The sequence below is a fragment of the Aminobacter carboxidus genome, from assembly GCF_014863355.1.
GTDB classification, from domain to species: Bacteria; Pseudomonadota; Alphaproteobacteria; order Rhizobiales; family Rhizobiaceae; genus Aminobacter; species Aminobacter carboxidus.
This window is the reverse complement of the sequence record NZ_JACZEP010000006.1, coordinates 195,478-221,117: the sequence shown is the minus strand read 5'-3', so window position 1 is coordinate 221,117 and position 25,640 is coordinate 195,478. Positions and strand designations below refer to the sequence as shown.

General features: G+C 64.4%; 21 protein-coding genes. 9 read left to right on the top strand and 12 right to left on the bottom strand.

The genetic code is table 11. The features are described from left to right. Window positions 1–82: 82 nt before the first annotated feature. The 4 genes from IHE39_RS19650 (at window position 83) to IHE39_RS19635 (ending at window position 4,000) form a co-directional block, all read left to right on the top strand. Window positions 83–1,024, top strand: coding sequence for a carbohydrate ABC transporter permease (locus IHE39_RS19650; protein WP_184770261.1), 942 nt, complete (start codon window positions 83–85; stop codon window positions 1,022–1,024). 7 nt (window positions 1,025–1,031) lie between these two features. Then, the gene (locus tag IHE39_RS19645) at window positions 1,032–1,871 is read left to right on the top strand and encodes a carbohydrate ABC transporter permease (protein WP_115729752.1); all 840 of its coding nucleotides are present in this window, start codon (window positions 1,032–1,034) and stop codon (window positions 1,869–1,871) included. Further along, complete coding sequence (locus IHE39_RS19640) at window positions 1,868–2,932, top strand: Gfo/Idh/MocA family protein (RefSeq protein ID WP_184770263.1); 1,065 nt, start codon at window positions 1,868–1,870, stop codon at window positions 2,930–2,932. Before IHE39_RS19645 ends, IHE39_RS19640 begins: the two co-directional genes overlap by 4 nt. Before the next feature lie 69 nt (window positions 2,933–3,001). Beyond that, a complete protein-coding gene (locus tag IHE39_RS19635) occupies window positions 3,002–4,000 on the top strand; it encodes an ABC transporter ATP-binding protein (RefSeq protein ID WP_184770264.1) in 999 nt (332 codons plus the stop codon). Between the two features lie 170 nt (window positions 4,001–4,170). On the opposite strand, the gene IHE39_RS19630 is transcribed toward IHE39_RS19635, so the two are convergent. Both IHE39_RS19630 and IHE39_RS19625 read right to left on the bottom strand, forming a co-directional pair. Further along, window positions 4,171–5,904: a hydantoinase B/oxoprolinase family protein gene (locus IHE39_RS19630; protein ID WP_192567663.1), complete on the bottom strand. Its 1,734-nt coding sequence runs from the start codon at window positions 5,902–5,904 to the stop codon at window positions 4,171–4,173. Further along, window positions 5,901–7,973 (bottom strand): hydantoinase/oxoprolinase family protein, encoded by a 2,073-nt coding sequence (locus IHE39_RS19625; protein ID WP_192567662.1) that lies wholly within the window; start codon window positions 7,971–7,973, stop codon window positions 5,901–5,903. The genes IHE39_RS19630 and IHE39_RS19625 overlap by 4 nt, the downstream gene beginning before the upstream one ends. Before the next feature lie 186 nt (window positions 7,974–8,159). Between IHE39_RS19625 and IHE39_RS19620 the strand changes: the two genes are divergently transcribed. From IHE39_RS19620 to IHE39_RS19610, 3 genes are all read left to right on the top strand, one after another. Further along, complete coding sequence (locus tag IHE39_RS19620) at window positions 8,160–8,987, top strand: ferredoxin--NADP reductase (RefSeq protein ID WP_184770267.1); 828 nt, start codon at window positions 8,160–8,162, stop codon at window positions 8,985–8,987. Between the two features lie 227 nt (window positions 8,988–9,214). Beyond that, window positions 9,215–10,264, top strand: a complete 1,050-nt coding sequence (deoC, locus tag IHE39_RS19615; protein WP_184770268.1) for a deoxyribose-phosphate aldolase — start codon at window positions 9,215–9,217, stop codon at window positions 10,262–10,264. An 87-nt stretch (window positions 10,265–10,351) separates the two neighbouring features. Next, window positions 10,352–12,721 (top strand): aldehyde dehydrogenase family protein, encoded by a 2,370-nt coding sequence (locus tag IHE39_RS19610; protein ID WP_192567661.1) that lies wholly within the window; start codon window positions 10,352–10,354, stop codon window positions 12,719–12,721. Between the two features lie 93 nt (window positions 12,722–12,814). On the opposite strand, the gene IHE39_RS19605 is transcribed toward IHE39_RS19610, so the two are convergent. Genes IHE39_RS19605 through IHE39_RS19580 form a run of 6 tightly spaced genes read right to left on the bottom strand, consistent with a single transcriptional unit; the run spans window position 12,815 to window position 19,843 of the window. Next, window positions 12,815–13,243 carry a MarR family winged helix-turn-helix transcriptional regulator gene (locus IHE39_RS19605; protein WP_184770270.1) on the bottom strand — a complete coding sequence of 143 codons (429 nt, stop codon included), beginning with the start codon at window positions 13,241–13,243 and terminating at the stop codon, window positions 12,815–12,817. After that, on the bottom strand, window positions 13,240–13,824 hold the full coding sequence (locus tag IHE39_RS19600) for an amino acid synthesis family protein (protein WP_184770271.1): 585 nt from the start codon (window positions 13,822–13,824) through the stop codon (window positions 13,240–13,242). Before IHE39_RS19600 ends, IHE39_RS19605 begins: the two co-directional genes overlap by 4 nt. Beyond that, entirely contained in the window at window positions 13,817–14,698 is an 882-nt protein-coding gene (locus IHE39_RS19595) for a UPF0280 family protein (RefSeq protein WP_192567660.1), read from the bottom strand. The genes IHE39_RS19600 and IHE39_RS19595 overlap by 8 nt, the downstream gene beginning before the upstream one ends. After that, window positions 14,695–16,230, bottom strand: coding sequence for a 6-hydroxynicotinate reductase (locus IHE39_RS19590; protein ID WP_192567659.1), 1,536 nt, complete (start codon window positions 16,228–16,230; stop codon window positions 14,695–14,697). Before IHE39_RS19590 ends, IHE39_RS19595 begins: the two co-directional genes overlap by 4 nt. After that, entirely contained in the window at window positions 16,227–18,989 is a 2,763-nt protein-coding gene (locus IHE39_RS19585) for a molybdopterin-dependent oxidoreductase (RefSeq protein WP_192567658.1), read from the bottom strand. Before IHE39_RS19585 ends, IHE39_RS19590 begins: the two co-directional genes overlap by 4 nt. Further along, window positions 18,986–19,843 carry an FAD binding domain-containing protein gene (locus IHE39_RS19580; RefSeq protein ID WP_192567657.1) on the bottom strand — a complete coding sequence of 286 codons (858 nt, stop codon included), beginning with the start codon at window positions 19,841–19,843 and terminating at the stop codon, window positions 18,986–18,988. Before IHE39_RS19580 ends, IHE39_RS19585 begins: the two co-directional genes overlap by 4 nt. A 207-nt stretch (window positions 19,844–20,050) precedes the next feature. Between IHE39_RS19580 and pncA the strand changes: the two genes are divergently transcribed. Continuing rightward, window positions 20,051–20,650, top strand: a complete 600-nt coding sequence (pncA, locus tag IHE39_RS19575) for a bifunctional nicotinamidase/pyrazinamidase (protein ID WP_192567656.1) — start codon at window positions 20,051–20,053, stop codon at window positions 20,648–20,650. Window positions 20,651–20,756: 106 nt separating this feature from the next. Then, window positions 20,757–22,184 carry a sodium:proton antiporter gene (locus IHE39_RS19570; RefSeq protein ID WP_192567655.1) on the top strand — a complete coding sequence of 476 codons (1,428 nt, stop codon included), beginning with the start codon at window positions 20,757–20,759 and terminating at the stop codon, window positions 22,182–22,184. On the opposite strand, the gene IHE39_RS19565 is transcribed toward IHE39_RS19570, so the two are convergent. Genes IHE39_RS19565 through IHE39_RS19550 form a run of 4 tightly spaced genes read right to left on the bottom strand, consistent with a single transcriptional unit; the run spans window position 22,181 to window position 25,462 of the window. Beyond that, entirely contained in the window at window positions 22,181–22,888 is a 708-nt protein-coding gene (locus IHE39_RS19565) for an ABC transporter ATP-binding protein (RefSeq protein ID WP_192567654.1), read from the bottom strand. The two genes, IHE39_RS19570 and IHE39_RS19565, sit on opposite strands and share 4 nt — an antisense overlap. After that, entirely contained in the window at window positions 22,885–23,622 is a 738-nt protein-coding gene (locus tag IHE39_RS19560; RefSeq protein WP_192567653.1) for an ABC transporter ATP-binding protein, read from the bottom strand. Before IHE39_RS19560 ends, IHE39_RS19565 begins: the two co-directional genes overlap by 4 nt. Continuing rightward, window positions 23,619–24,584: a branched-chain amino acid ABC transporter permease gene (locus tag IHE39_RS19555; protein ID WP_192567652.1), complete on the bottom strand. Its 966-nt coding sequence runs from the start codon at window positions 24,582–24,584 to the stop codon at window positions 23,619–23,621. Before IHE39_RS19555 ends, IHE39_RS19560 begins: the two co-directional genes overlap by 4 nt. Further along, the gene (locus IHE39_RS19550; protein WP_192567763.1) at window positions 24,581–25,462 is read right to left on the bottom strand and encodes an ABC transporter permease subunit; all 882 of its coding nucleotides are present in this window, start codon (window positions 25,460–25,462) and stop codon (window positions 24,581–24,583) included. The genes IHE39_RS19555 and IHE39_RS19550 overlap by 4 nt, the downstream gene beginning before the upstream one ends. Window positions 25,463–25,640 lie beyond the last annotated feature (178 nt).

Below are 25,640 nucleotides of genomic sequence, written 5' to 3'. Positions count from 1 at the left end.
GCCATTGGCGGGAAGCCCGCAGAGGTCCATCCTCGCTACGATGAACAACGGCCCCCTCGCGGCCGGACCCAGGGATTTTGAGATGTCGCAGCAAAGCCTAGAGCATAGCCAAGACAGACGACCGACGCGCTGGCACATCGCCGTATTCCTGGCGCCTGCGCTATTGGTCTACACTGCGGTAATGATCCTGCCGCTGTTCGGCACCTTGCAGCTGTCGTTGTTCCGCAACGTCGACAACGCCCAGGTGTTCGCAGGCTTCGACAATTTCCGCACCCTGTTTGGCGATCCGCGCTGGTCGGCCTCGTTCTGGAACGCGCTTGGCAATAACACCTGGTTCTTCATCATCCATATGCTGGTGCAGAACCCGATCGGCGTCGTCCTCGCTGCCCTGCTGTCGAGCCCCAAGCTACGTTTCTCGGCCTTCTACCGCACGGCGATCTTCATCCCCACGATCCTGTCCTTTGTCATCGTCGGCTTTGCCTGGAAGCTGATCCTGAGCCCGCTCTGGGGCGTGGCACCCAACCTGCTCGACCTCGTTGGTCTCAAGAGCCTGTTCGTGCCGTGGCTCGGCAAGGAAGAGTACGCGCTGACCACGCTCAGCCTGATCTCGGTGTGGCAGTTCGTCGGTATCCCGATGATGCTGATCTACGCCGCGATGCTGTCGATCCCCGACGAAGTCATCGAGGCTGCCGAATGCGACGGCGTCACCGGCTTCTCGCAGTTCTGGAAAATCCAGCTGCCGCTGATCCTGCCCTCCATCGGTATCATCTCGATCCTGACCTTTGTCGGCAACTTCAACGCCTTCGACCTGATCTATTCGGCGCAGGGCGCACTTGCCGGTCCGAATTATGCCACCGACATCCTGGGTACGTTCCTTTACCGCACCTTCTTCGGCTTCCAGCTGCAGATCGGCGACAAGAACATGGGCGCCACCATTGCCTCAATGATGTTCTTCATCATCCTCGCCGGCGTGTGCCTGTACCTGTTCCTTATCCAGACGCGGCTGCGCCGCTACCAGTTCTGAGGGCGTCATGAGCAAGGCTGCCACTTCCCTGCCACGCACCATCGGCGCCCATGCGGTGCTTTTGACCTACACCGCAATCGCGCTGTTTCCGGTGCTCGTCATCGTCGTCAACTCGTTCAAGTCGCGCAACGCCATCTTCCGTTCGCCCTTGTCGCTGCCGACCGCCGAGACCTTCGACCTGATCGGCTACACGACCGTGATGGCGCAGGGCGACTTCTTTCTCTACTTCCAGAACAGCCTGATCGTTACCGTCGCCTCACTGTTCTTCGTGCTTTTGTTCGGCGCCATGGCCGCCTTCGCTCTGTCGGAGTACCGCTTCAAGGGCAACACCATGATGGGCCTCTATTTGGCGCTTGGCATCATGATCCCGATCCGCCTCGGCACGGTCGCGATCCTGCAGCTGATGGTGGCGTCGGGCCTGGTCAACACGCTGACCGCGCTGATCCTGGTCTACACCGCGCAAGGCCTGCCGCTCGCCGTCTTCATCCTGTCCGAATTCATGAAGCAGGTGTCGGACGATCTGAAGAATGCCGGCCGCATCGACGGGCTCTCGGAATACCGCATCTTCTTCCGCCTCGTCCTGCCACTGGTCCGTCCGGCCATGGCAACGGTCGCCGTCTTCACCATGATCCCGATCTGGAACGATCTGTGGTTCCCGCTGATCCTGGCGCCGTCGGAAGCGACTAAGACCGTGACGCTCGGCGCCCAGGTGTTCATCGGCCAGTTCGTCACCAACTGGAACGCCGTTTTGGCCGCACTCTCGCTCGCCATCTTGCCGGTGCTGATCCTTTACTTCTTCTTCTCGCGGCAGCTGATCCGCGGCATCACTTCCGGAGCCGTCAAGTGACAACTGAAAAGCCTCTTCGCGTCGTCGTCGCTGGCCTCGGCAATATGGGCCGCAGCCACGCGCTCGCCTATCACAACAACCCGGGCTTCGAGATCGCGGCCCTCGTCAACCGCTCCGACGTGCCGCTGCCTGAGGGCATGGAAGGCTACGGCATCCAGCGTTCCTTCGAAGGCGCGCTGCGCGAACTGAAGCCCGACGTCGCCTCGATCAACACCTACTCGGACAGCCACGCCGATTATGCGGTGATGGCGCTGGAAGCCGGCTGCCACGTCTTCCTCGAAAAGCCGCTGGCCACCACCGTGGCCGATGCCGAGCGGGTCGTTGCCGCTGCCAAGGCCAATGGCCGAAAGCTGGTGATCGGCTACATCCTGCGCCACCACCCGTCGTGGATGCGGCTGATCGGCGAGGCGCGGGCGCTGGGCGGTCCCTACGTGTTCCGCATGAACCTCAACCAACAGTCATCGGCCCACAAGTGGGACACCCACAAGCAACTGATGAAGACGACGTCGCCGATCGTCGACTGCGGTGTGCATTATCTCGACGTCATGTGCCAGATCACCGATGCCGACCCGGTCGAGGTCCGCGGCATGGGTCTGCGTATGACCGATGAGATCGATCCGGCGATGTACAATTACGGCCATCTGCAGGTGCTGTTCGCCGACGGTTCGGTCGGCTGGTACGAGGCCGGCTGGGGTCCGATGATGTCGGAGACGGCGTTCTTCGTGAAGGACGTCATCTCGCCCAAGGGCAGCGTCTCGATCGTCGTCAACGAAGCGACGACCAAGTCCGACGACGTCGATTCGCACACCAAGACCAGCATGATCCGCGTCCACCGTGCCGACCTCGGCACCGATGGAAACTTCCTTCATGCCGACGAAGACCTGTCGATGAAGGACGAACCCGGCCACCAGGGCCTGTGCGACCGCGAGCAGGCCTTCGTGCTGAAGGCCATCCGCGAGGACATCGACCTCACCCGCCACATGGCGGACGCCGTCAAATCACTGCGCGTATGCCTTGCCGCGGACGAAAGCGTCCGCACTGGCCTCGCCGTCAAGCTTTAAGCCATGCCCCCGAAAAGCTCAGCGCTTTTCGGTCGGGTTCATGCGTCAGGAAAACGAGAGGAATAGCCTGTGGGATCTCTCAAGATCGAAAACGTCAAGAAGTCCTTTGGCCCGGTCGAAGTGCTGAAAGGCATCGACCTCGACGTCAAGGACGGTGAGTTTGTTGTGTTCGTCGGCCCGTCGGGCTGCGGAAAGTCGACGTTGCTGCGCATCATCGCCGGCCTCGAAGATGCGAGCGCGGGCAATGTGCTGATCGACGGCGCCAGGGTCACCAACGCCCCGCCGTCGAAGCGCGGCATCGCCATGGTGTTCCAGACCTACGCGCTCTATCCGCACTTGACGGTGCGCGACAACATGGCGCTCGGCCTCAAGCAGGCGGGAACGCCGGCTGACGAGATCGACAAGCGCATCACTGCGTCGTCGTCGATGCTTTCGCTGGAACCCTACCTCAAGCGCCGCCCGGCCGAGCTTTCGGGTGGCCAGCGCCAGCGCGTCGCCATCGGCCGCGCTTTGGTGCGCGAACCCAAGCTGTTCCTGTTCGACGAGCCGCTGTCGAACCTCGACGCCGCGCTTCGCGTCAACACTCGCCTCGAGATCGCCCAGCTGCACAACCGCCTCAAGGCGACGATGGTCTACGTCACCCACGACCAGGTCGAGGCAATGACGTTGGCCGACCGCATCGTCGTGCTCAATGCCGGCCGTATCGAGCAGGTCGGTGCACCGATGGAGCTCTACAACAAGCCGGCAAATCTGTTCGTCGCCGGCTTCATCGGCTCGCCCAAGATGAACTTCGTCGACGGCGCCCGCCTCGGCGAGACGGCCAAGACCGTTGGCGTCCGTCCCGAGCACATCGCGGTCAGCCAGACCGAGGGCGCGTGGAAGGGCACTGTCATCCATGCCGAGCATCTCGGCGCCGACACCAATGTTTTCCTCGAAACCGAAAAGGCCGGCCTCATCACCATCCGCCTGTTCGGCGAGTACCAGACCGGCCCGGGCGCCACACTCTATGCCACGCCCGACGCGGCACGGACCTATCGCTTCGGCGAGGACGGCAAGGTTCTGGGCTGACGATTGATGTTGTGATGCGGGAAGGCAGTTACCCCCTCTCCGGCTCGCTTCGCTCGCCACATCTCCCCATTTCATGGGGGCGAGGAACCGAGTTCTGGCAGGTTGTGCCCTTCGAAGTTGGCGTTTCCTCGCCCCCCATGAAATGGGGGAGAGGTGGCACGGCGAAGCCGCTACCGCCGCCTCAACCGCTCCGTCTCCGCAGCATCCACACTGCCATTCCCAACCACTACCCCGAACATCTCCGCTGCCTGCTCGCGCGTGTAGTAGCCAAGCCCGACATCGCGCAGCACCAGTTCCGGATCGCGCTCCAGCGGGTCGCCATAACCGCCGCCACCCGGCGTGCCGACCAACACCCGGTCGCCGGCTTTCAGCGCAATATCCTGCTCTTTCGACAAATGCGGCGGCACATGCGGCTGCCCGTCGCGAAACACGGTGACCGTGTTCACCGCGCCGTCCCTGCCGCCCAGCGCGCCCTGCGGCCCGAAGCGGCCATGGTCCATGACGAAGGAAGCTCGCGCCTCACCCCGCAACAGCTCGATCTCGTAGGCGAGGCCGAAGCCGCCGCGCTGTTTGCCCGCACCGCCGGACCCTTCGCGCAGGGCGTATTGCCGGTACAGCACCGGATAGGCCTGCTCCATGATCTCGACCGGCGGCGATTTGGAGATGCCGATGGTCGAGCAGCCATTCGACAGCCCGTCATGGCCTGAGTTGCCGCCATAGCCGCCGCCCGAGATCTGGTACATGACATAGTCGCGACCGCGCGCCGGGTCGTTGCCGCCAAGCGCGAAATTGCCGCTCGATCCGGCCGGCGACGCCGTCACCTTGTCGGGTGCGGCCTGCACCATGGCCGCGAACACCGCCTCGGCGATGCGCTGAGACACCTCCGCCGCGCAGCCTGAAACGGGGCGCGGGTAGCGTGCGTCGAGGAACGTGCCTTCCGGTCGTTTGATCATCAGCGGCTCAAAGGCGCCGGCGCTGATCGGGACGTCGGGGAAGATATGGCGCATGGCGAGATAGACCGACGACAGCGTCGTTGCCAGCACGCTGTTCATCGGCCCGGCGCAAGGCGCCGACGAGCCGGAAAAGTCGAAGGTCAGCGTGCTGCCAGCTTTCTCGACCGACAGCGCGATAGTCAGTGGCGCGTCGACGACGCCGTCGGAATCGACGAACGCTTTGGATCGATAGGTGCCGTCAGGCAGGGCCGCGATATGCGCCCGCATCTGTTCGGCGGCGCGCCGGCGCAATTCGGCGATCGCTTCGACAACGGTTTCGTCGCCGTAACGGTCGAGGATCGCAAACAGCCTGTCTTGCCCGACATGAAGTGCTGCCGCCTGCGCCCTGATGTCGCCGATGCGCTGGTCGGCGACGCGGATGTTGGAGCAGATGATGGCGTAGATCTCGGGGTCCATCACCCCCTTTTTGAACAGCTTGACCGGCGGCAGGCGCAGACCTTCCTGCTCGACCGCAGTGGCTGAGGCTGAAAAGCCGCCCGGCACCGCGCCGCCGATGTCGGGCCAGTGGCCAGTGTTGGACAGCCAGCAGAAGATATTTCCCGCGCGCCATAAAGGCATGGCGAAACGCACGTCCATCAGATGCGTGCCGCCGAGATAGGGGTCGTTGACGACATAGATGTCGCCGGGTTCGGGTGGCAGGACACGCCCGTCCGAAATCATCTCGATGATGGTCCTGGTCGAGTGCTGCATCACGCCGACGAACACCGGCAGCCCTTGCGACCCCTGTGCGATCAGCGCGCCGTCAACTGCGGAATAGATGCCATCGGAACGGTCGTTGGCCTCGGCGATGACCGGCGAAAACGCCGCCCGCGAAAACGTCAGGTCCATCTCGTCGCAGGTCTGCTGTAGCGCTGCCTGGATGACGGAAAGCGTGATGGCGTCGAGGGTCATGGTGCTCCCACCTCGACGATAATGTTTCCATCCCGGTCCGACCGCGCCCGGTCGCCGGGCTCCAGCACCGTCGTCGCGTCCATCTGCTCGAGGATCGCCGGGCCTTCGATGGCGGCATCGAGCGGCAATTTCTCCCTGAGATACACCGGCGTATCGCGCCAGCCGCTGTCGAACCACACCGGCCTCACTTCGCGCAGCGCTCCTTCCAGCGTTGCCACACGCCCGGCCGGATCGATCAGGCTGCCGAGGTCGATGTCGGGGCGCACGCCCGTCACCGAGGTGTTGAGATTGACGAGGTTGGCGCGGATTTCCGGCAGCTCGACCTTGAAGCGGGCGAAATAGGCTGTTTCGAACAGCCCTTGCAGCGTCTCGCGGTCGACATGCGCTGAAGGCAGCGGCACGTTGATGAGATGGGTCTGCCCGACAAACTGCATGTCGGCAGAATGGCTGACGCGGATGCTCTGGGGCCGGACCGCCTCCTTGGCGATCAGCGCCTCGCCCTCAGCCCGGTGGCGCGCCAGCACCTCGTGGACGCGCTTTTCGTCGAGCATCGCCACTGGCTGGTTGAGCGTGTTGACGAAGTCGTGGCGCAAATCGGCGACGACGCAGCCGAGCGCATTGGTAATGCCTGGCCGCGCCGGCACCAGCACGCGGGGCAGGCCGAGTTCGCGGGCAAGTGCCGAGGCATGCAGCGGTCCCGCACCACCGAAGGCAAACAGCGTGAAGTCGCGCGGGTCATGGCCGCGCGACACCGAGACCATGCGGATGGCGCCCGCCATCCTGATGTTGCCGAGCCTGAGCACCGCACCTGCCGCTGCCACGCCGTCCAGCCCAGTCGCCTTGCCGATCCTGTCTGCGAAGATTTTCCGTACCGCCTCGACGGTTACCGGATTGTCGACCGCGAGCAGTTTCCTGGGGTCAAGGCGCCCGAGCACCAGATTGGCGTCGGTGATCGTCGGCTCGGTGCCGCCGCGGCCGTAGCAGATCGGCCCGGGATTGGCCCCAGCACTCTCCGGCCCGACCTGGATCAGCCCGGAAGCATCGACACGCGCTATCGAGCCGCCGCCGGCACCCACGGTATGCACCGCGACCATCGGCACATGGATCGGCATCGCATATTCGATCTCGATCTCGTTCGACACCGCAGGTTCCGCATTGAGGATCAGCGCCACGTCGGTCGAGGTGCCGCCCATGTCATAGGTGACGAGGTTGTCGAAGCCGGCGCGCCGCCCGGTATAGGCAGCGGCGATGACTCCCGAGGCCGGGCCGGACATGACGGTCTTTGCCGCCTCGCGGGTGACGAAGCGGGCCGATATCATGCCGCCATTGCCGTTCATGATCAGGAAGTCGCTGCGGTAGCCGCGCTGGCTGAGTTCATCGCGCAGCCGTGCCACATAGCGTTCGAGGATCGGCTGTACTGCCGCGTTGACCGAGGCGGTCACACCGCGTTCGAACTCGCGCGCTTCCGACAACAGCGAATGCCCCGTGGTGATGTGGCTGTTCGGCCAGATCTCGGCGGCGATCTCGGCAGCGCGCTTCTCATGCGACGGATTGGCGTAGGAATGCAGGAAATGGATGACCAGCGCCTCGCAGCCGGCCGCGACAAGCTCGGCCACCGCCGACCGCATGCCGTCCTCGTCGAGTGGCTCGCGCACCCGCCCCGACGCCTCGACGCGCTCGCTGACTTCCAGCCTGAGATTGCGCGGAATGACCGGTACGAACACCCCCGTCATGCCATAGGGCTGCGGCCTTGTCCGCCGCCCAAGCTCGATCACGTCGCGAAAGCCGAGCGTGGTGATCATGCCTGTCTTGGCCAGCCGCCGCTCCAGCACGGCATTGGTGGTGGTCGTCGTACCATGGACGATGAGGTCGATGGCAGGGATGGGGAAGCCGGTTGCAGCGAGCGCTGCGATCACGCCATGGGCCTGGTTTTCGACCGTCGTTGGCGTTTTGGCGATGCGGACCGCCCCGCCATTTGCGCCGTCGATCAGCAGCAGGTCGGTGAAGGTCCCGCCGACATCGATTCCTGCAACGACATTTCCCGCCTGTGCGGGAATATTCTCGTCCATGGACTAATCCCGAAAAGCCCGGACTACATTCCTGTGCCAGTTTAGAAAGGCGTTTTATGCCACAATCTTGACGCTGATATCATTTGTATACTAATTAATAACCCGAACAAGGTCCCATTATTTGCCTGTATTTCCGCTGCGCGCCGGGTTTGGAAACGTGGCCGCGCCGGGCGAGAGGTTTGATCGATGAACACCGCAGCAGCGCTGAAGACGGCCGAAGCCAAGCCGCTTCAGTTCCCAATCCCTGCCAATGTCTACGCCGAAACTGTGGTTTCGGTGAAGCATTACACGGATCGCCTCTTTGCCTTCCGCATCACCCGGCCGCAGTCGCTGCGCTTCCGTTCGGGCGAGTTCGTCATGATCGGCCTACCCAATGCCGAAAAGCCTGTTTACCGCGCCTATTCGGTGGCGAGCCCGTCCTGGGACGACGAAGTCGAGTTCTTCTCGATCAAGGTGCCGGATGGTCCGCTGACCTCCGAGCTGCAGAAGATCGTTCCCGGCGACACCGTGCTGATGCGCCAGAAGTCGACCGGCACGCTGGTGCTCGACGCGCTGACCCCCGGCAAGCGCCTGTTCATGATCTCGACCGGCACCGGCATCGCGCCTTTCGCCAGCCTGCTGCGCGATCCTGATACCTATGAGCGCTACGAACACGTCTTCCTCACCCACACCTGCCGCGACGTCGCCGAGTTGACCTACGGCCAGGAACTGGTCGCCAATCTGGAAAGCGACCCGCTGATCGGCGAGCTGACCCATGGCCGCGTCACGCTCTACAATTCGACGACGCGTGAGGAATCTGAGCGTATGGGCCGCATCACCGCGCTCATTTCGTCGGGCAAGTTCTTCAGCGATCTCGGCATCGACAAGCTCGATCCGGAAACCGACCGCATCATGATCTGCGGCTCGATGCATATGCTGAAAGACGTCAAGGAACTGGCCGAGAGCCTCGGCTTCGTCGAAGGCTCGCTGCACGAGCCGGGCACCTTCGTCGTCGAGCGCGCCTTCGTCGGCTGACGCTTCCCTGATTGCGCCGGATCGCCCATCGGTCCGGCGTTTTGACCATCCGGTCAAAATATCGCTGCACCGTTCAGCTTTTTCGTCTATCTTCCGCCCCCGGGGACTCGTGGAGCATCGCGCCACGGGCTATTCTTGTTTGTGCCGTGGTGAAAGCGCACCTGCTTTTCCTCGACGGCTCCTGAGATATCGCGCCGACACAAGGCGTCCGGAGGAAAGGCAGTCAGATGAGCGGCAAGCTGCGCGAAGCCGAAATCCACCCCTCAGCCACTGTTATGCCTTTGCCTTCGCGGCTGGCTGCGAATGCGGCGGAGGGTGGCCATGGTGTGGTGCGCAATCCCGGGATGGCGCTGGATCTGGGTTTTGTCGAATCGATGCGCAGCGTCAACCGTTCGGCACTCGAGCGCCGGGTCGGCACGCTGACCAAAAGGCGCTCGATCAAGGCCGACAACCAGGCGGCCTGGCTGCTCAGGTCGATCTCGCTGATGGACCTGACGACGCTCAACTCCAACGACACCGACGAGCGCGTGCGCCGGCTCTGCGCCAAGGCGGTGAACCCGCTGCGGCGTGATCTGACCGAAGCGCTCGGGCTCGGCGAGACGGTGATCCGCCCGGCTGCGGTCTGCGTCTACCATCCGTTTGTCGCCACCGCGGTCGAAGCGGTCAAGGGCACCGGCATCCATGTTGCCGCGGTGTCGACGGCCTTTCCGCATGGCTTGGCACCCTTGTCGACGCGCATCGCCGAGATCGAGGCGTCGGTCGCCGATGGTGCCGACGAGATCGACGTCGTCATTCCGCGCGGGCTGGTGTTCGGGGCGAAGTGGCAGGAGCTCTATGACGAGATCAAGGCGTTTCGCGCTGCTTGCGGTGAGGCCCATCTCAAGGTCATTTTGGGCACCGGCGATCTCGCGACTTTGCGCAATGTCACGCTCGCCTCGATGGTGGCGATGATGGCTGGCGCCGACTTCATCAAGACCTCGACCGGCAAGGAAAGCGTCAACGCGACGCTGCCGGTCGGCCTCGCCATGGTCCGCGCCATCCGCGCCTATCACGAGCAGACCGGCTATCTCATCGGCTTCAAGCCGGCCGGCGGCATCTCGACGGCAAAGGTCTCGCTCGACTGGCTGGTGCTGATGAAAGAAGAGCTCGGCCGGGAGTGGCTCGAGCCCGAACTGTTCCGCTTCGGCGCATCGAGCCTTTTGACCGATATCGAACGCCAACTCGAGCACCATGTCAGTGGCCGCTACTCGGCCAACCACCGCCACGCCATGGCGTGAGGGTGCGAAAGCAATGACAGTGGAGTTTCGTGTGAAAGCTCGCGAACGCCGAACCCTATCTTCGCCCCGCACAGTCCGGAGCCTCTCATGAACATCCTCGAACGATACCACGCCATGGATTATGCCCCAGCCCCCGAGGCCCGCAGCGAGGCCGATGCCTGGCTTGGTGCCCGCGATTTCTCGAAGTCGCTGTTCATCGCAGGCGACTGGCGCGCCGGCATCGACGGCAAGAGCTTCGACACCGAAGATCCCTCGACCGGCAAGCTTCTGGCCAAGGTCTCCGATGCCTCCGCCGCCGACATCGAGACGGCGGTGGCAGCAGCGCGCAAGGTGCTGCCCAAGTGGAGTGCCACGTCAGGCTATGAGCGCGCAAAAGTGCTTTATGCCATCGGCCGCGCCATGCAGCGCCACCAGCGCCTGTTTGCCGTGCTGGAAAGCCTCGACAACGGCAAGCCGATCCGCGAAAGCCGCGACATCGACGTGCCGCTGGCGATCCGCCACTTCATCCACCATGCCGGCTGGGCCCAGTCGTTGGCGAGCGAGTTCCCCGGCCGCAAGGCTGCCGGCGTCGTCGGCCAGATCATCCCGTGGAATTTTCCGCTTTTGATGCTGGCCTGGAAGATCGCCCCCGCTCTTGCCACCGGTTGCACGGTGGTGCTGAAGCCGGCCGAGTTCACGCCGCTGACGGCAATCCTGTTTGCCGAGATCTGCGAGCGCGCCGGCGTGCCCAAGGGCGTGGTCAACATCGTCCAGGGTGGCCCCGAGGCGGGCGCTGCGATCGTCAATCATCCCGGCATCGACAAGATCGCCTTTACCGGCTCGTCCGAGGTCGGCAAGATCATTCGCAAGGCAACAGCCGGCTCGGGCAAGAAGCTGTCGCTGGAGCTCGGCGGCAAGTCGGCCTTCATCGTCTTTGAGGACGCCGATCTCGACAGTGCTGTTGAAGGGCTTGTCGACGGCATCTGGTTCAACCAGGGCCAGGTCTGCTGTGCTGGTTCTCGTCTTTTGGTGCAGGAGAGTGTTGCCGAGGCCTTCATCGCCAAGGTCAAGACACGCATGAGCCGTCTGCGCGTCGGTTCCCCGCTCGACAAGAACACCGACATCGGCCCGCTGGTCGACAAGACCCAGCTCGACAGGGTCAAACGCCTGGTCGAGGAAGGCGCCAGGCAAGGGGCGGTCTGCTGGCAGCCCGACCAGGACGTGCCTGCGACCGGCTATTACCACCTGCCGACGCTGGCGACAGGTGTCGCGCCTGCCAACATCCTTGCGCAGGAAGAAGTCTTCGGCCCGGTGCTTGCCACCATGAGCTTCCGCAACACCGAAGAGGCGGTCGAGCTTGCCAACAACACCCGTTACGGCCTTGCCGCTTCGGTGTGGAGCGAAAACGTCAACCTGGCGCTGCATGTCGCCCCGCAGCTCAAGGCCGGCGTGGTCTGGGTCAACGGTACCAACATGTTCGACGCAGCCTGCGGCTTCGGCGGCTATCGCGAGAGCGGCTTCGGCCGTGAGGGCGGGCGTGAGGGGCTGGAGGAATATCTGGCACCAAGCGAACCGCATGGCCCCGTCATCAAACAGGCTTCGGCACCCAAGGCAGCCGCCCGCGACAATGGCGAAAGCCACGGCATCGACCGCACCGCAAAGCTGTTCATCTCAGGCAAGCAGGTCCGCCCCGACGGCAACTATTCACTCCCCGTTCTGACATCCAAGGGCAGGCTGGCAGGCGAGATCGGTCTCGGCAGCCGCAAGGACATCCGCGACGCGGTCTCGGCGGCACGGGCCTGCAAGGCCTGGCCGGAAGCCACCGCCTACAATCGTTCCCAGGTGCTGTATTATCTCGCCGAAAACCTGTCCGGCCGCACCGAAGAGTTCGCCGCCCGCATCGTCGAGCTGACCGGTGCCAGCCACAAGGCCGCGAAAGCCGAGGTCGAAGCCTCGATCGAACGGCTGTTCTATTATGCCGGCATGGCCGACAAGTTCGAGGGTCGCGTCCACCAGCCGCCGGCACGCACGGTCACCCTTGCGCTGCACGAACCCGTCGGCGTCATCGGCATCGTCGCCCCTGACGAGGCCCCGCTGCTCGGACTGATCTCGCTGATCGCCCCGGCACTGGCCATGGGCAACACCACGGTCGTTGTGCCCTCGACCACCGCCCCGCTGGTCGCCACCGACCTCTACCAGGTGATCGAATATTCCGACGTGCCGGCAGGCGCGATCAACATCGTCACCGGCCATACCGCCGAACTCGCAGCCGTGCTTGCCAAGCACGACGACGTCGACGGCCTGTGGGTCGTCGCCGAGGCCGACATCTGCGCCAGGGCCGAAGCTGAATCGACAGGCAATCTCAAACGCGTCTGGACCGGCCACGGCCGCAGCCTCGACTGGCCAACCGCCCAAGGCGAAGCCTTCCTTCGCCGCGCCGTGGAAGTGAAGAACGTCTGGGTCCCATATGGCGACTAGGGAATAAGTGAGTAGGGCAGTAGGGAAGTAAAGGAGCAAGTCAGTATGGTTTCGTACTGCTCTATTCCCTTACTCCCCTATTCCCCTATTCCCCTAACTTATCTTCGTCAGCAGTTGCAGCAGCGTTTCGGCATCCTTCGCCGACAGCGGCGACAACGTCTCTTCGGTGATCGTCCGCGCCTGCGGCAGAAGCTCGACGACGAGGCGGTGGCCCTCGTCGGTCAGCGTTACCATCAGGCGCCTTTTGTCGACCTCATGCTTGGCCAGTCGCACCAGCCCGCGTGCCGCTAGCCGGTCGATGACGCCCTTGACGGTCGCTGCATCCATGGCGATCAGGCCGCCAAGCTGGTTCTGCGAGGTTTCGCCGACATCGCGCAGTTTGGCGAGCGCGGCGAACTGCGGTGGCGTCAGGTCCGCAATATGTGTCGCGAAGATCGCGACATGACGCTGGTTGGCCTTGCGCAGCACAAAACCGATCTGTCCCTGGACCTGATAGCCGCCTTCGGTGGTTTCAGGGCTCATCGCAAGCCATCCCAGGCCTTGATGTCGGAGGCCTTCAATCCACCCATGCGGTCGTGAATGCGCGGGCCGCAGGTCATGACCAGCGCAAAGACGATTTCGTCGGCGCGCGGCCCGTCGGGCATGCCCACTTCCATGGCGTCGAAATGGCTACGTACATAAGCGGCATTGACATGGCCGATCGGCACGTCGAGCCGCGCACCGAAGGCGCCGAGCTTCTTGGCGGAGGGCACGATCGCCTTGGCTTCGCCGAGGCGATCGCGCATGGCGTAGCCGCCGGGCACATGCCATAGCGCGCCATGTTCCAACTCGCCGGCCGAGCCGACGATGGCGCCCTTGCCATAACCGTCGATAGCCTTCGTATCGCCACCGAGCGAAGCAATCAGCCGGTCGGAAAGCATCAGGCCGAGCGGTTTCAGATCCTCCATCGCGCTTTGCAGCTCTTCGACATAGCGGCCGGCGAACGGGTTCTTCACCACCGCAAGCGCCGCCGCCCGTCGTCGCGGGACATGCGCGGGCGGCCCTCCGTCGTGAAGGATTTCCTCGACTGTCACGGCAATCTTGCGGATCGGAAAATCAGGCATGGACAGGAACCCCCCTTGTCACATTACCGGCTACGGCAAGCTCATGCGTGCCGCTTATGCGGTTTCGGCCTCCTAGGTATAGAGCTGCAGTCTGGATCGACCCTTGCCGCCGCAAGGTTTCGGCAATTGAAAGTCCCGCTTCGAGCGCCAGTTCGATTTCTTCAGCGTCAAGCGGGCCGACGCCTGTGGTGACCAGCCGGTCGCCGAGATCGTTGTCGGGAGCGAGGTCGCGCGCGGGCTGGCGCTGGATGGCGCGGTGCCCCGGCAGGTCGACGGCATTGGCGATCAGCGTTGCCGCCGCATCGGCCGCCGCAGCGCTGACAGCTAGCACCGTCACCGCATCGGCGATGCCGAGCGAAAAGCTGCGCCCGCGCCAGCCGCTGGTGGCGATGCCGCGCACCGGGTCTTCCGCCCGGATGGTCAGCCTGTCGGCAAGACCGTGGCCGGTGTCGGCAATCGCTGCCGAAATCTCCTGGCCCGGCGAGATATGCAAGGCGATATCGCCGCCATTGTTGACATAGGCGCGGTCGAGCCTGCGCCCGGCGACCATCGCCGCCATCATCTCGTCGGCGACAGAACCGGCGACAGCGGCCATCGGTGTGATGAATGTCCGGGACAGCGGCGCCACCGCCGCCTCCATGCGCTGCGCCGTCGACCCAAGGAAGTTTCGGGGCGTGGTCGAAGCCGGGCGGCGCAACTCGGTGAGTTCCCCGACAAGCTCAGGCAGGATCGTTTCGAAACGCGCGGCGGCTTGCCGGTAGGCCGCCTGCAACTCCTTGGGATCGCCCCATGCCTCGACGATCAGGTCGATCGGGCCATGGTTGAAATGCAGGCGGCGCCGATCCGGCAGCCATGAGATCTCGGGACCATTCATGGCAACCCGCCCGGCGCCATCAGGCGCAGTTGCGCCAGCGGTGGCCAGGGGTTGTCTGTCCCGGCCGACCCAGTCGCCCGCTCGTTGTAATATTCACCGCCGCGCTGCAGCACGTCGGCGAGGCTCCTGATCTCGCTTTCGTAGCCGCCCAGCGCCAGATAGTCGTCGCGCCGCAACGTGAATTCGATCGGCGCCACCAGTGCCGGGGTCGGCACGTAGCCAAAGGCGTTGTCAGGCACGCGCGTGACGTCGACCATCAAGGTGATGCCGCCGCCGGGCCAGACATAAACCGGCGCGCCGCCCACCGTCACATAGGTTCTCAAGCCTTGCACCGAACGTGTCAGGTTGACCGGGTTCTCCGTCACGCCGGCGCGCAGGCTGCCGCCGGCGCCGCCGACGAACAACACCGTACACAAAGCCGGCTCACAATTTTCCTCGATCAGCCCGACCGACTTGCGCAGCCGCTCCGGAAACGGCTTTTCGACCGGCTTCAGATCGTCGTCGAGCTCGTAATAGGCGAACTGCTCGCCGGTGGTGGACACCATCAACATCGACAGGCCGGGCCGCGCGCCCTTGCCGGCGTTCCACTCGCCGAGGATGGCAAGCGGATCGGAAATCGAGGTGCCGCCCCAGCCGAGGCCGGGTTCCGATACCTTGAAATAGCGCCCCGGCGTCGAGCGACGGCCGAGGATCCTGATCCCGGTCGCCTGCCAGCCCAGCACCTTGCCGGCCTGATGCTCGGAGACGACGCCGGTGATGTGGTCGTCGACCACCACGACCTCGTCGACAAGCCCGCGCCACTGGGTGGCGAACATGCCGATGGTCGCCGATCCGCAGCCGACGCGCATGCGATGTTCGACGGTGCCGTCAATGATCGGCGGCTTGCCGGCCTCGACCAGGATTGTCGCGCCGCCGTCGATGCTAAGTTCCACCGGCTTCTTGTTGCACAGGTCGAGCAGAGCCGCGCAGGTTACTCGGCCTTCCGACTTGGAGCCTCCGGTCAAATGATGCACGCCGCCGAGCGACAGCATCTGCGAGCCGTACTCGCCCGTTGTCACATGGCCGACAGCCTCGCCCTGGGCGCGCACCGTCGCCGTCTCGGGACCAAGGTGTCGGTCGGTGTCGATCTTCACCTTGACGCCGCAATAAGAGAAGATGCCTTCGGTCACGACGGTAACCAGATCGACGCCCTCGACCTCCTGGCTGACGATGAATGGCGCTGGCTTGTAATCGGGATAGGTCGTGCCGGCGCCGATAGCGGTAACGAAGCGCCGGCCGGTGTTGACCAACTCCCCGTCCCACGCCTCGCCGCCGAATGGCACCAAGGCCGCGTTGCTTTGGACCGCATAGTCGAGGATGCGGACGGGATCGGCGCGCACGATGCGCCCGCCGAAATTGCCGTAGCGGTCGCAGGCGCCGGTGCGGCCCTCGGCGATGTAGCACATGACCGGGCAGGCGTCGCAGCGCAGCTTTTCGCCGGCGTGCACGTCGCCGGGTTCATGCGTTTCGAAACGTTCCGAGAGCTCGTTCATCGACGTGCCTGCTGGATTGCCGCCAGCACCCGCGACGGCGTCGCCGGCACCTTGGTCATCGTTACGCCGGTGGCGTGGCGGATGGCGTTGAGGATCGCCGGTGCCGTCGGAATCAGCACGTGCTCGCCCAAACCCTTGGCGCCAAACGGTCCTTCCGGATCCGAAACTTCGATCAATATCGTCTCGATCGGCGGTACGTCGCCGATGGTCGGGATCAGGTAGTCGTGCAGGTTCTCGGTTCGGCCGGGGATGTATTCCTCCATCAGCGCCATGCCGATGCCCTGGGCAATGCCGCCTTCGATCTGGCCCTCGGCGAGCATCGGATTGATCGCCTTGCCGACATCGTGCGCCGCGGTGATCTTGACCAGCCTCACCGTGCCAAGCGCTAGGTCGACTTCGAGCTCGGCGATCTGGGCGCCATAGCCATAGACCGCATAGGGCTTGCCCTGGCCCATGGCATCGAGCGGCGCGGTTGGCGGGTCGTAGCTTTCCTCTGAAACGAAGACGAGGCCGTCCTTGTCGGCATCAAGCTGCGTCAGGTCGATGCGCCGCCGTTCGCCACCTTCATACACCAGCAGCAGGCCGCCTTGCAGCAACTGCAGCGATGCCTCGTTTGAGACATTGGCGTAGCGCAGGACCGTGTCGCGCAGCGCCCTTGCCGCCTTTTCCGCCGCTTTCCCACTGACGAAGGTTTGGCGCGACGCCGAAGTCTTGCCGGCGTCGGGTGTGATCGAGGTGTCGGCACTTCGCAGCACGAAGTCGCCGAGCGGCAGGCCAAGCGCGTCGGCGGCGATCTGGGCGATGACGGTGTTCGATCCCTGGCCGATGTCGACCGCGCCCTGGTGCAGCACCAACTTGCCGTCGGGCGAGATGCCGAGCTTGATTGTCGAGGGGTTGGGCAGCGAGGTGTTGCCGCAGCCATACCAGCACGAGGCGATGCCGACGCCGCGTTTCGTCATGGAATGGGTTGCGTTGAAGGCGTACGCTTCGGCCAGCGCGCGGGTCCAGTGTGATCGCAGCGCCTCAAGGCACTCGCCGATGCCGACACCGCTTTCAAGCCGCTGCCCGGTCACTGTTTCGGAGCCGTTCCGAAGTGCATTGCGTAAGCGTATCTGCAACCGGTCGATGCCTAGCTGGTCGGCAAGCTCGTCGAGCAGCGTCTCCTGCATCAGCGTCGCCTGCGGCACGCCGAAGCCGCGAAAGGCGCCCGACACCGGTCCGTTGGTGTGGATTGCGCGGGCAATGGCGCGATAGTTCGGCGTGGCATAAGGGCCCGAGGCATGCACCGGCACCCTGTTGGCGACGGTCGGTCCAAAACTGGCATAGGCGCCGGTGTTGAATTCGCCTGAAAACACCATGCCACGGATGGTGCCGTCGGCGTCGGCGCCGATCGTTGCCTGCATCGATGCCGGATGGCGCTTGGTGGTCGAGGCCATCGATTCCGTGCGGCTGTAGGCGAGTGCCGCCGGGCGCCCCGTCTTCAGCGCCACCAGCCCGATCAGCGGCTGCAGCGAGATGTCGATCTTCGAGCCGAAACCGCCGCCGGTTGCCGTCGGCACGATGCGCAGTTTTTCGGGCGCGAGGCCGAGGATGCGCGCAGTGTCGTCGCGGTCCATGTGTGGCGCCTGGGTGCAGGCGACGATGGTCAGCGTATCGCCGTCGACAAATGCATAGCCGGCTTCCGGTTCGATGTAAGCGTGCTCGACATAGGATGTCTGCATGGTGCCCGCGACTACGCATACGGCTTGAGCCAAGGCACTTTCCGGCTCGCCGCGCTCGACCAATCCGCGCACCAACAGATTGCCGGCCCGGTTGGCATGGACGAGTGCTGCCCCCTCCGCTTGGGCGTCGGCCGGTTCCAGCGACGCCGGCAATTCGCGCCATGCGACCGGGAAAGCTGCCATATCCAGATCGCGCGCCGCCCAGCTCTCGCAGGCCACCAGCGCCACCGCTTCACCGCGGAAGCGCGTCTCGCCCTCGGCCAGTGCCGGCTGGTCGGCAAACGGCGGGATCACGCCAAAGCTGTTGATGCCCGGAATATCCCGGGCGGTGAAGACAGCCACAACGCCGGTGTTGTCGGCGACATAGGCATCCAGATCGCCGAAGGAGAAGCTGGAGCGGTGATGCGGTGAGCGGATCACCAGCACCGACAGCGCATCAGCGGGGAATGAATCGCCACCGAATCGTTCGGCGCCCGTTACCTTGGGAATGCCGTCGAGCCTGACGGGAGAGGCGCCGATTGCGCCACCTGCCGGCGGCAGGCGTAAGTCGAGTGGTCCGTCGGTCGCGCTGACATGCTTCCACGCCTCCATCACCGCTTCAATGATCTTGCGGTAGCCGGTGCAGCGGCACAAAACCCCGCCGAGCGCGTCTTGCACCTGCTGTTCGCTCGGCCGTGGCGTGTGTTCCAGCAGTGGGGTCGCGGTCACCAGCAGTCCGGGTGTGCAGATGCCGCATTGTGCTGCGCCATGGGCCAGGAACGAAGCCTGCAGCGCCGACAGCTTGCCATTGCTCAATCCTTCGATCGTGCGGATTGAGGCGCCCTCGACCGACGCCATCGGCAACAGGCAAGCGCAGACCGGTTCGCCGTCCATGAGCACGGTGCAGGCGCCGCAGTCGCCGGCGTCGCAGCCGACCTTGGTCCCAGTCAGCCTGAGGTCGTCACGCAGCACCGACGACAGCCGCCGCATCGGCGCGGCGGTTACCGACGTGAGGGCGCCGTTCACTGTGAAGCTGATCGGCGCCCGGTCGCTCTTCATGCCGCTGCCTGTTTCTGCGAACCGCCGGCTGCCTGCAACAAGGCTCGCGTCACGATCTCGCGCGCCGCACGTCGCCTGTATCCGGCGCTGCCGCGCACGTCGTCGATCGGCGACAATTCATCCAGCTCTGCGGCTAAAACGGCGGCTTCGGTAGCTTCCAGCCTTTGCCCGGCGAGCGAAGCTTCCAGGGTTCGCAGCCGTTGCGCCACCGCGGAGCAGGAGCCCACCGAAATCGCCGCGCTGGCGATCCGCCCTTGGCCGTCAAGCACGACCCGTGCCGCCGCCATGGCGATTGAAATGACGAGATAGCGCCGGGCACCCAGTTTGACGAAGGCCGAACGCCCGGCAACGCTGGCCTTTGGGATGCGCAGGGCTGTTACCAGTTCGTCCGCGCGCAGCCTCGTTTGGCGGTTGCCGACGATGAATTCGCCAAGTGGCAGGATTCGCAGCTCGTGACGCGACTGCAGCTCGACTTCGGCGTCGAGGACCATCAGTGGCGGCACGCCATCGGCCGCCGGCGAAGCATTGCATATATTGCCGGCTACCGACGCGACGTTCTGAATCTGGATCGATCCGATCTCGCGCGCCGACTGCTTCAGCGCCTCAAAGGCCGGCGGCAGCGGCGCCTTGTCGATCTCGGCCCAGCTCGTACGTGCCCCGATGATGAAATGGCTGCCGTTTTCGGCGATGCCCCGCAGCGCGCCGATGCCATTGATATCGATTACATCGTGTTGCAGCGGCCGGCTGCCCAGGGCGGGGTAGAAGTCCGTTGCGCCCGCCAGAACTCGCCACGAACCCTCGCTGAGCAGCGCCAGCGCTTCGTCGAGCGTCTTGGGTTTCGCGTAACGGGTCACGCAATGCCTCCGGGCCGGTGCCGGACATTTTCATTCGTACACAAGTGATAACCTGCCGCGATCTTTTGTCAAAGCCTGGCTTTACTTCGCCGGATCACTTCCTGGTGGGATCGCGCTTCGCCAAGTTGATGGTTGACGCAAGGCGCCTTCTGGACGAATTTCGGCGGCCCGCCAGCGAGGCGGTACCGAAACCAGCATGGGGGCCCCATGGCCACGGACGCGCTCGTCGTCGTCGATCTGCAAAACGACTTCTGCCCTGGCGGTGCGCTTGCCGTGAATGGGGGCGACGAGATCATTCCGCTGGTCAACGATCTCATCCGCAACGCCGAGCACGTCATGCTGACCCAGGACTGGCATCCGGCCGGTCATTCGAGCTTCGCTTCCAGCCACACCGGCAAGCAGCCGTTCGAAAGCGTGCGCATGTCCTATGGCCCACAGACCCTGTGGCCGGATCATTGCATCCAGGGCAGCCGTGGCGCCGACTTCCATTCCGGCCTTGCCTGGTCCAAGGCCGAACTGGTCATCCGCAAGGGCTTTCGCCCGCATATCGACAGTTATTCGGCGTTCTTCGAGAACGATCGTTTTACCCCGACCGGTCTCGCCGGCTACCTGCGCGAGCGCGACGTCGCTTCGATCACTCTTGTCGGCCTCGCCACCGATTTTTGCGTCGCCTATTCGGCGCTCGACGCGGTCAAGCATGGTTTTGCCACCACGGTGCGCCTCGATGCATGCCGGGCCATCGATCTCGGCGGCTCCTTGGAAATGATGATCGGCAAGATGCGCGACGCCGGCGTGAAGCTCGTCTAGCTATCCGACCTCGGCAGCGTCGGCTGCGCCGCCGCCATGACGAATTTCGACCATGACGAACTTCGAAAAGAATGCCCGGCGCATACGCCGGCTTTGAGGGGACAGCATGAAAAATTCGCGTCTTGCGGCAGCGTCACTGGCGCTCGCCGGCCTGCTTGTGAGCGCGGGATCGGCGCTGGCCGCCGACCAAGGCTTGCCTGGCGCGTCGATGTCATTGTGGTGGGCGTTGCCCTTCGCGGGGTTGCTGTTCTCCGTCGCCACCGGGCCGCTGCTCTACCCGCATGTATGGGAGCACCACTACGGCAAGATCACGATCGGCTGGGCGGCCCTTGTGGTGGTGCCGATGTCGTTGTCCTTCGGCTTCGATGTCTCGGCCGGTGCAGTGCTGCACACGCTTTTGCTCGAATACATGTCATTCATCATCCTGCTGTTTGCCCTGTTCACCATTTCGGGCGGCATTCTTGTGGCGGGCAACATCCAAGGCACGCCGCTGGTCAATGCCGGCATGCTGGTCATCGGCGCGCTGCTCGCTTCGGTCGTCGGCACCACGGGCGCCTCGATGATCATGATCCGGCCGGTGATCCGTGCCAACGACAACCGGCCGTTCAACGCCCATGTCGTCGTCTTCTTCATCTTCCTGGTGTCCAATATCGGGGGATCGTTGACCCCGCTCGGTGATCCGCCGTTGTTCGTTGGCTTCCTGCGTGGCGTCGATTTCTTCTGGACGACGGTTCATCTCTGGCGCGAGACCCTGCTGGTCGGCGGCATCGTGCTGGCGGCCTTCCTCGCCGTCGACTGGCACTTCCACAGGCGCGAGGCGGGGCAGCCCAAGATCAAGGACCCGACTCCACATTCCAAGGTGCGTATCCGCGGCCTTGCCAACATAGCGCTGCTCACCGGCGTTATTGCCGCGATCCTGATGTCGGCGTTCTGGAAACCCGGCGTCGCGTTCTCGATCCAAGGCGTCCATGTCGAGCTGCAGAACCTTGCCCGCGATGCCATCATCCTGGCACTGGCGTTCGTGTCGCTCGCCGTCACACGCAAGGAATACCGCGCCGCCAACGGCTTCTCCTGGGGGCCGATAACAGAGGTGGCAAAGTTGTTCGCCGGCATCTTCATCTGCATCGTGCCTGTCATCGCCATCCTGCGTGCAGGGCTCGACGGCGCGTTCGCGCCGCTGGTGTCGCTGGTCACTGGGCCGGCGGGCGAACCCGACAACCTCGCCTATTTCTGGCTGACGGGCGCGCTGTCGTCCTTCCTCGACAACGCGCCGACCTATCTGGTCTTTTTCGAGTTGGCCGGCGGCGACCCGCAGGCGCTGATGACGACTCTTGCCCCGACGCTTGTGGCGATCTCGGCAGGCGCCGTGTTCATGGGCGCTAACACCTACATCGGCAACGCGCCCAACTTCATGGTCTATGCCATCGCCAGGGAGAGCGGGGTCAGCATGCCGGGTTTCTTCGGCTACATGCTGTGGTCGGGCGCGGTGCTGATCCCGACCTTCCTGATCGCCGGCTTCGTGTTCTTCGGCTAGCCGACGCCGACATAGCGCCTCACCATTTCTGGGTCGTCGCGCAGCTGCGTGACGTCAACGGTTTCGCGGTTGCGGCCGTTTTCGATGAAGGCGACGCGGTCGGCGACGGAGAGAACGGCGTCGACGCGCTGTTCGACGAGGATGGTCGACACACCTCGTTCGCGTAAACCCGTCACGGTCTCGCGGATTTTCGCGATCATCGACGGCATCAGGCCTTCGGTCGGCTCGTCGAGCAGCAGAACCTCGGGTTCGAGGCACAGCGCCCGCGCCATCGCCAGCATCTGCTGCTCGCCGCCCGACAGCGTGCCCGAGCGCTGCTTCAGCCGCTCGCGCAGGACCGGGAACAGGTCGAGCACGTTTTCCCGCACCATCTTGCCCTTGTTGCGCGTCATCAGGCCGATCTCGATGTTTTCGGCGACGGTCAACTCGGCAAACAGGCGCCGGCCCTGCGGCACATAGGCGATGCCTGCCCTCGGCACCTCATGCGCCGGCAGTTCGGTCAGTTCGCTTGTGCCCAGCGTGATCGAGCCGGCGCGTGCCGGCACCAGCCCCATGATCGCTTTCAGCGTGGTGGTCTTGCCTGCACCATTGCGGCCGAGCAGGCACAACACCTCGCCCTTGCGCAGTTCAAGCTCGAGGCCATGCAGCACCTGCACTTCGCCGTAAAAGCAGTCGAGGCCGGCGATCGTCAGGGTGACACTCATGCGCCTGCCTCCTGCACGGTGCCGAGATAGGCTTCCTGCACCGCAGTGTTGGCGCGGATCTCAGCCGGGCTGCCTTCAGCCAGGATCTTGCCGGCGTCGAACACGGTGATGCGCCGGGCCAATTCCATCACCACCTGCATGTTGTGTTCGATCAGCAGCACCGTTGCATCGCTGGCTATCTCGCGCACAAGGGCGATGAAGTTTTCGATCTCGCTGTCCGAAAGGCCCTGCGTCGGCTCGTCGAGGATGAGCAGCCGCGGCTTGAGCGCCAGCCCCATCGCCACCTCGAGCAGCCGTTGGTGGCCGTAGGCCAAGGCGCCGGCCTGCTCATGCGCCCGGCTGGCCAGCCCGACGCGTTCGAGCGCTTCCATCGCGCTTTGCCGCACCGCCCTGCGCGAACGCCCGTCGGTCAGCGTGCGCTGCACCGGCAGGGCGACGTTCTCGTAGGCGCTGAGGTTGGCGAATACGCTGGTGATCTGGAACGTATAGGCGATGCCGCGCCGGACCCTGAGGTGTGCCGGCATGTCGGTGATGTCCTCGCCGTCGAAGACGATGCGGCCAGAACTTGGCGCGTAGCGGCCGCAGACGAGGCTGACGAAGGTCGTCTTGCCAGCGCCATTGGGGCCGATCACCGCTCGGATCTCGCCCGGCTCGAGTGAGAAATCGACATTATCGACGGCACGCAGGCCGCCGAAATGGCGCGACAGGCCCTTGGTGGTCAAAAGTGCCGTCATGGCAACCACCTGAGCCAGCGCTCGCGCACCGTGCCGAGCACGCCTTTGCGGAACCACAGCACCAGAAGGATCAGCATGGCGCCGACGACCAGCATGTAGGCCGAGGTGTAACCACTGGTGATGTCGACGACGTAGTACATGAACAGCGTGCCGAGCAGCGGGCCGAGCGTTGTCGCGGCACCGCCGAGCAGGACCCAGAGCAGCGGCAGGATCGAGTATTGCACCGAGGCGAAGGTCGAGCCGACATAACCGAACAACAGCGCATAGGCTGCACCCGCCGCGGCGCAAATGACACCCGAGGTCACGACCGCGGCCAGCTTGTTGGCGAAGGTGTCGTAGCCGAGCATCTTCGTTCGCTCTTCGTTCTCGCGGATCGCGACGAGGACGCGGCCATGGCGCGAGCGGACGATGGCAAGCGTGGCGAAGAGTGTTGCCGCAAAAAGCGCCACCGCCATCAGATAGCGCGTCGCCGGGTTGGTCAGGTCGAGTGTTTCGCTGCCGAGCGCTATCCGCCGCGTGTGCTGCTGCAGCACCAGCCCTTCGTCGCCGCGGGTCCATTCGCCGAAATAGAGCGTGGTGAGATAGAACACCTGGGCGAACATCATCGTCACGATCATGAAGGCGACGCCCGAGGTGCGCAGCGCCAAAAGGCCGATGAACAGCGATACGGTGAAACCCGCGCCAATGCCTCCGGCAAAGGCCGGCACGACGCCCCAGCCGAGATGGTAGAGCGGCAGGCCGGCACCATAGAGCCCGGCTGAAAAGAACATGGCATGGCCGAGGCTGAGCAGCCCGACATAGCCGAACAGCAAGTTGTAGCCCATGGCAAAGACGGCGAGCACCAGCACCCGCGCCAGTACGCCATGATGATACTCGGGCAGCACGAAATTCAGCGCGACGAGCACGGCTATGACGGCCCCATGCAGCGCGTAGACCTTTGTTGTCGTGCCGTCGCCGCTCATTTCGTTGCTGTCCCGAACAGACCCTGCGGCCGGAACACCAGCACCATGGCAACGACGAGCGTGGCGATGATCTTGGCCAGCGTCGGTGAGAAGAACACCGAAATGATGCCGTCGGAGACGCCGATCAGCAGGGCGGCGATGACCGTACCACGCAGCGAGCCGAGCCCACCGATGATGACGACGATGAACGACAGCAGCAGCGGGTCGAGCCCCATCAGATAATGCGCCTGCTGGATCGGCACGATCAGCACCGCGGCGATGGCCGCGAGCATGGCGCCGAGCGCGAAGACCGCACCATAGACGCGCCCGACCGGGATGCCGAAGGCAAGGGCTGTCTCGCGGTCATATTGCGTTGCCCGCATGATCAGCCCGATGCGGGTGCGTGTCAGCACGAACCAGGTGGCGAGCAGGAGTAGTGCGGAGGCCGCGATGATCGACAGCTTGTAGCCGGAGTAGCCGAACCATGGCAGCTGGATGCGGTAGTTGAACGGCGGCGTCACCGGCCGCGCCTCGGGGCCGTAGAAGGTCAGCGCCAACTGCTGGATGATATAGAGCAGGCCGATGGTGGCCACGATGGTCGCTTCGGGATTGTACTCGATGCGGCGCAGCACCAGCCGCTCGGCGATCCAGGCGATGGCGCCGACGATCAGCGGCGACAGCACCAAAGCGATCGCGAAGCCAAGGGCCGGGTGGCCAGTGAGCGTGGTGGTGATCGCCCAGGCAAGTACGGCACCCAGCATGAAGAATTCGCCATGCGCGACGTTGACGATGCGCATGACGCCGAACACCAGCGACAGCCCGAGTGCCGTCAGCGCCAGAACCGCCGAGGTGACCAGGCCTTCGAGCGTGGCGAGCAGGAGATGCGGGAAAAAGGCCACTAGGGAACCCACCCAAGTTGCGCTCCGTCGCACCCCCCTCTGTCCTGCCGGACATCTCCCCCGCAAGGGGGGAGATCAGCAGCAGTGGCGTCGCGCCAGTCTTGCGACCTGGGCGATTGCCGTATGTCTTGATGACGGCCGATCTCCCCCTCTGAGGGGGAGATCGCCGGCAGGACAG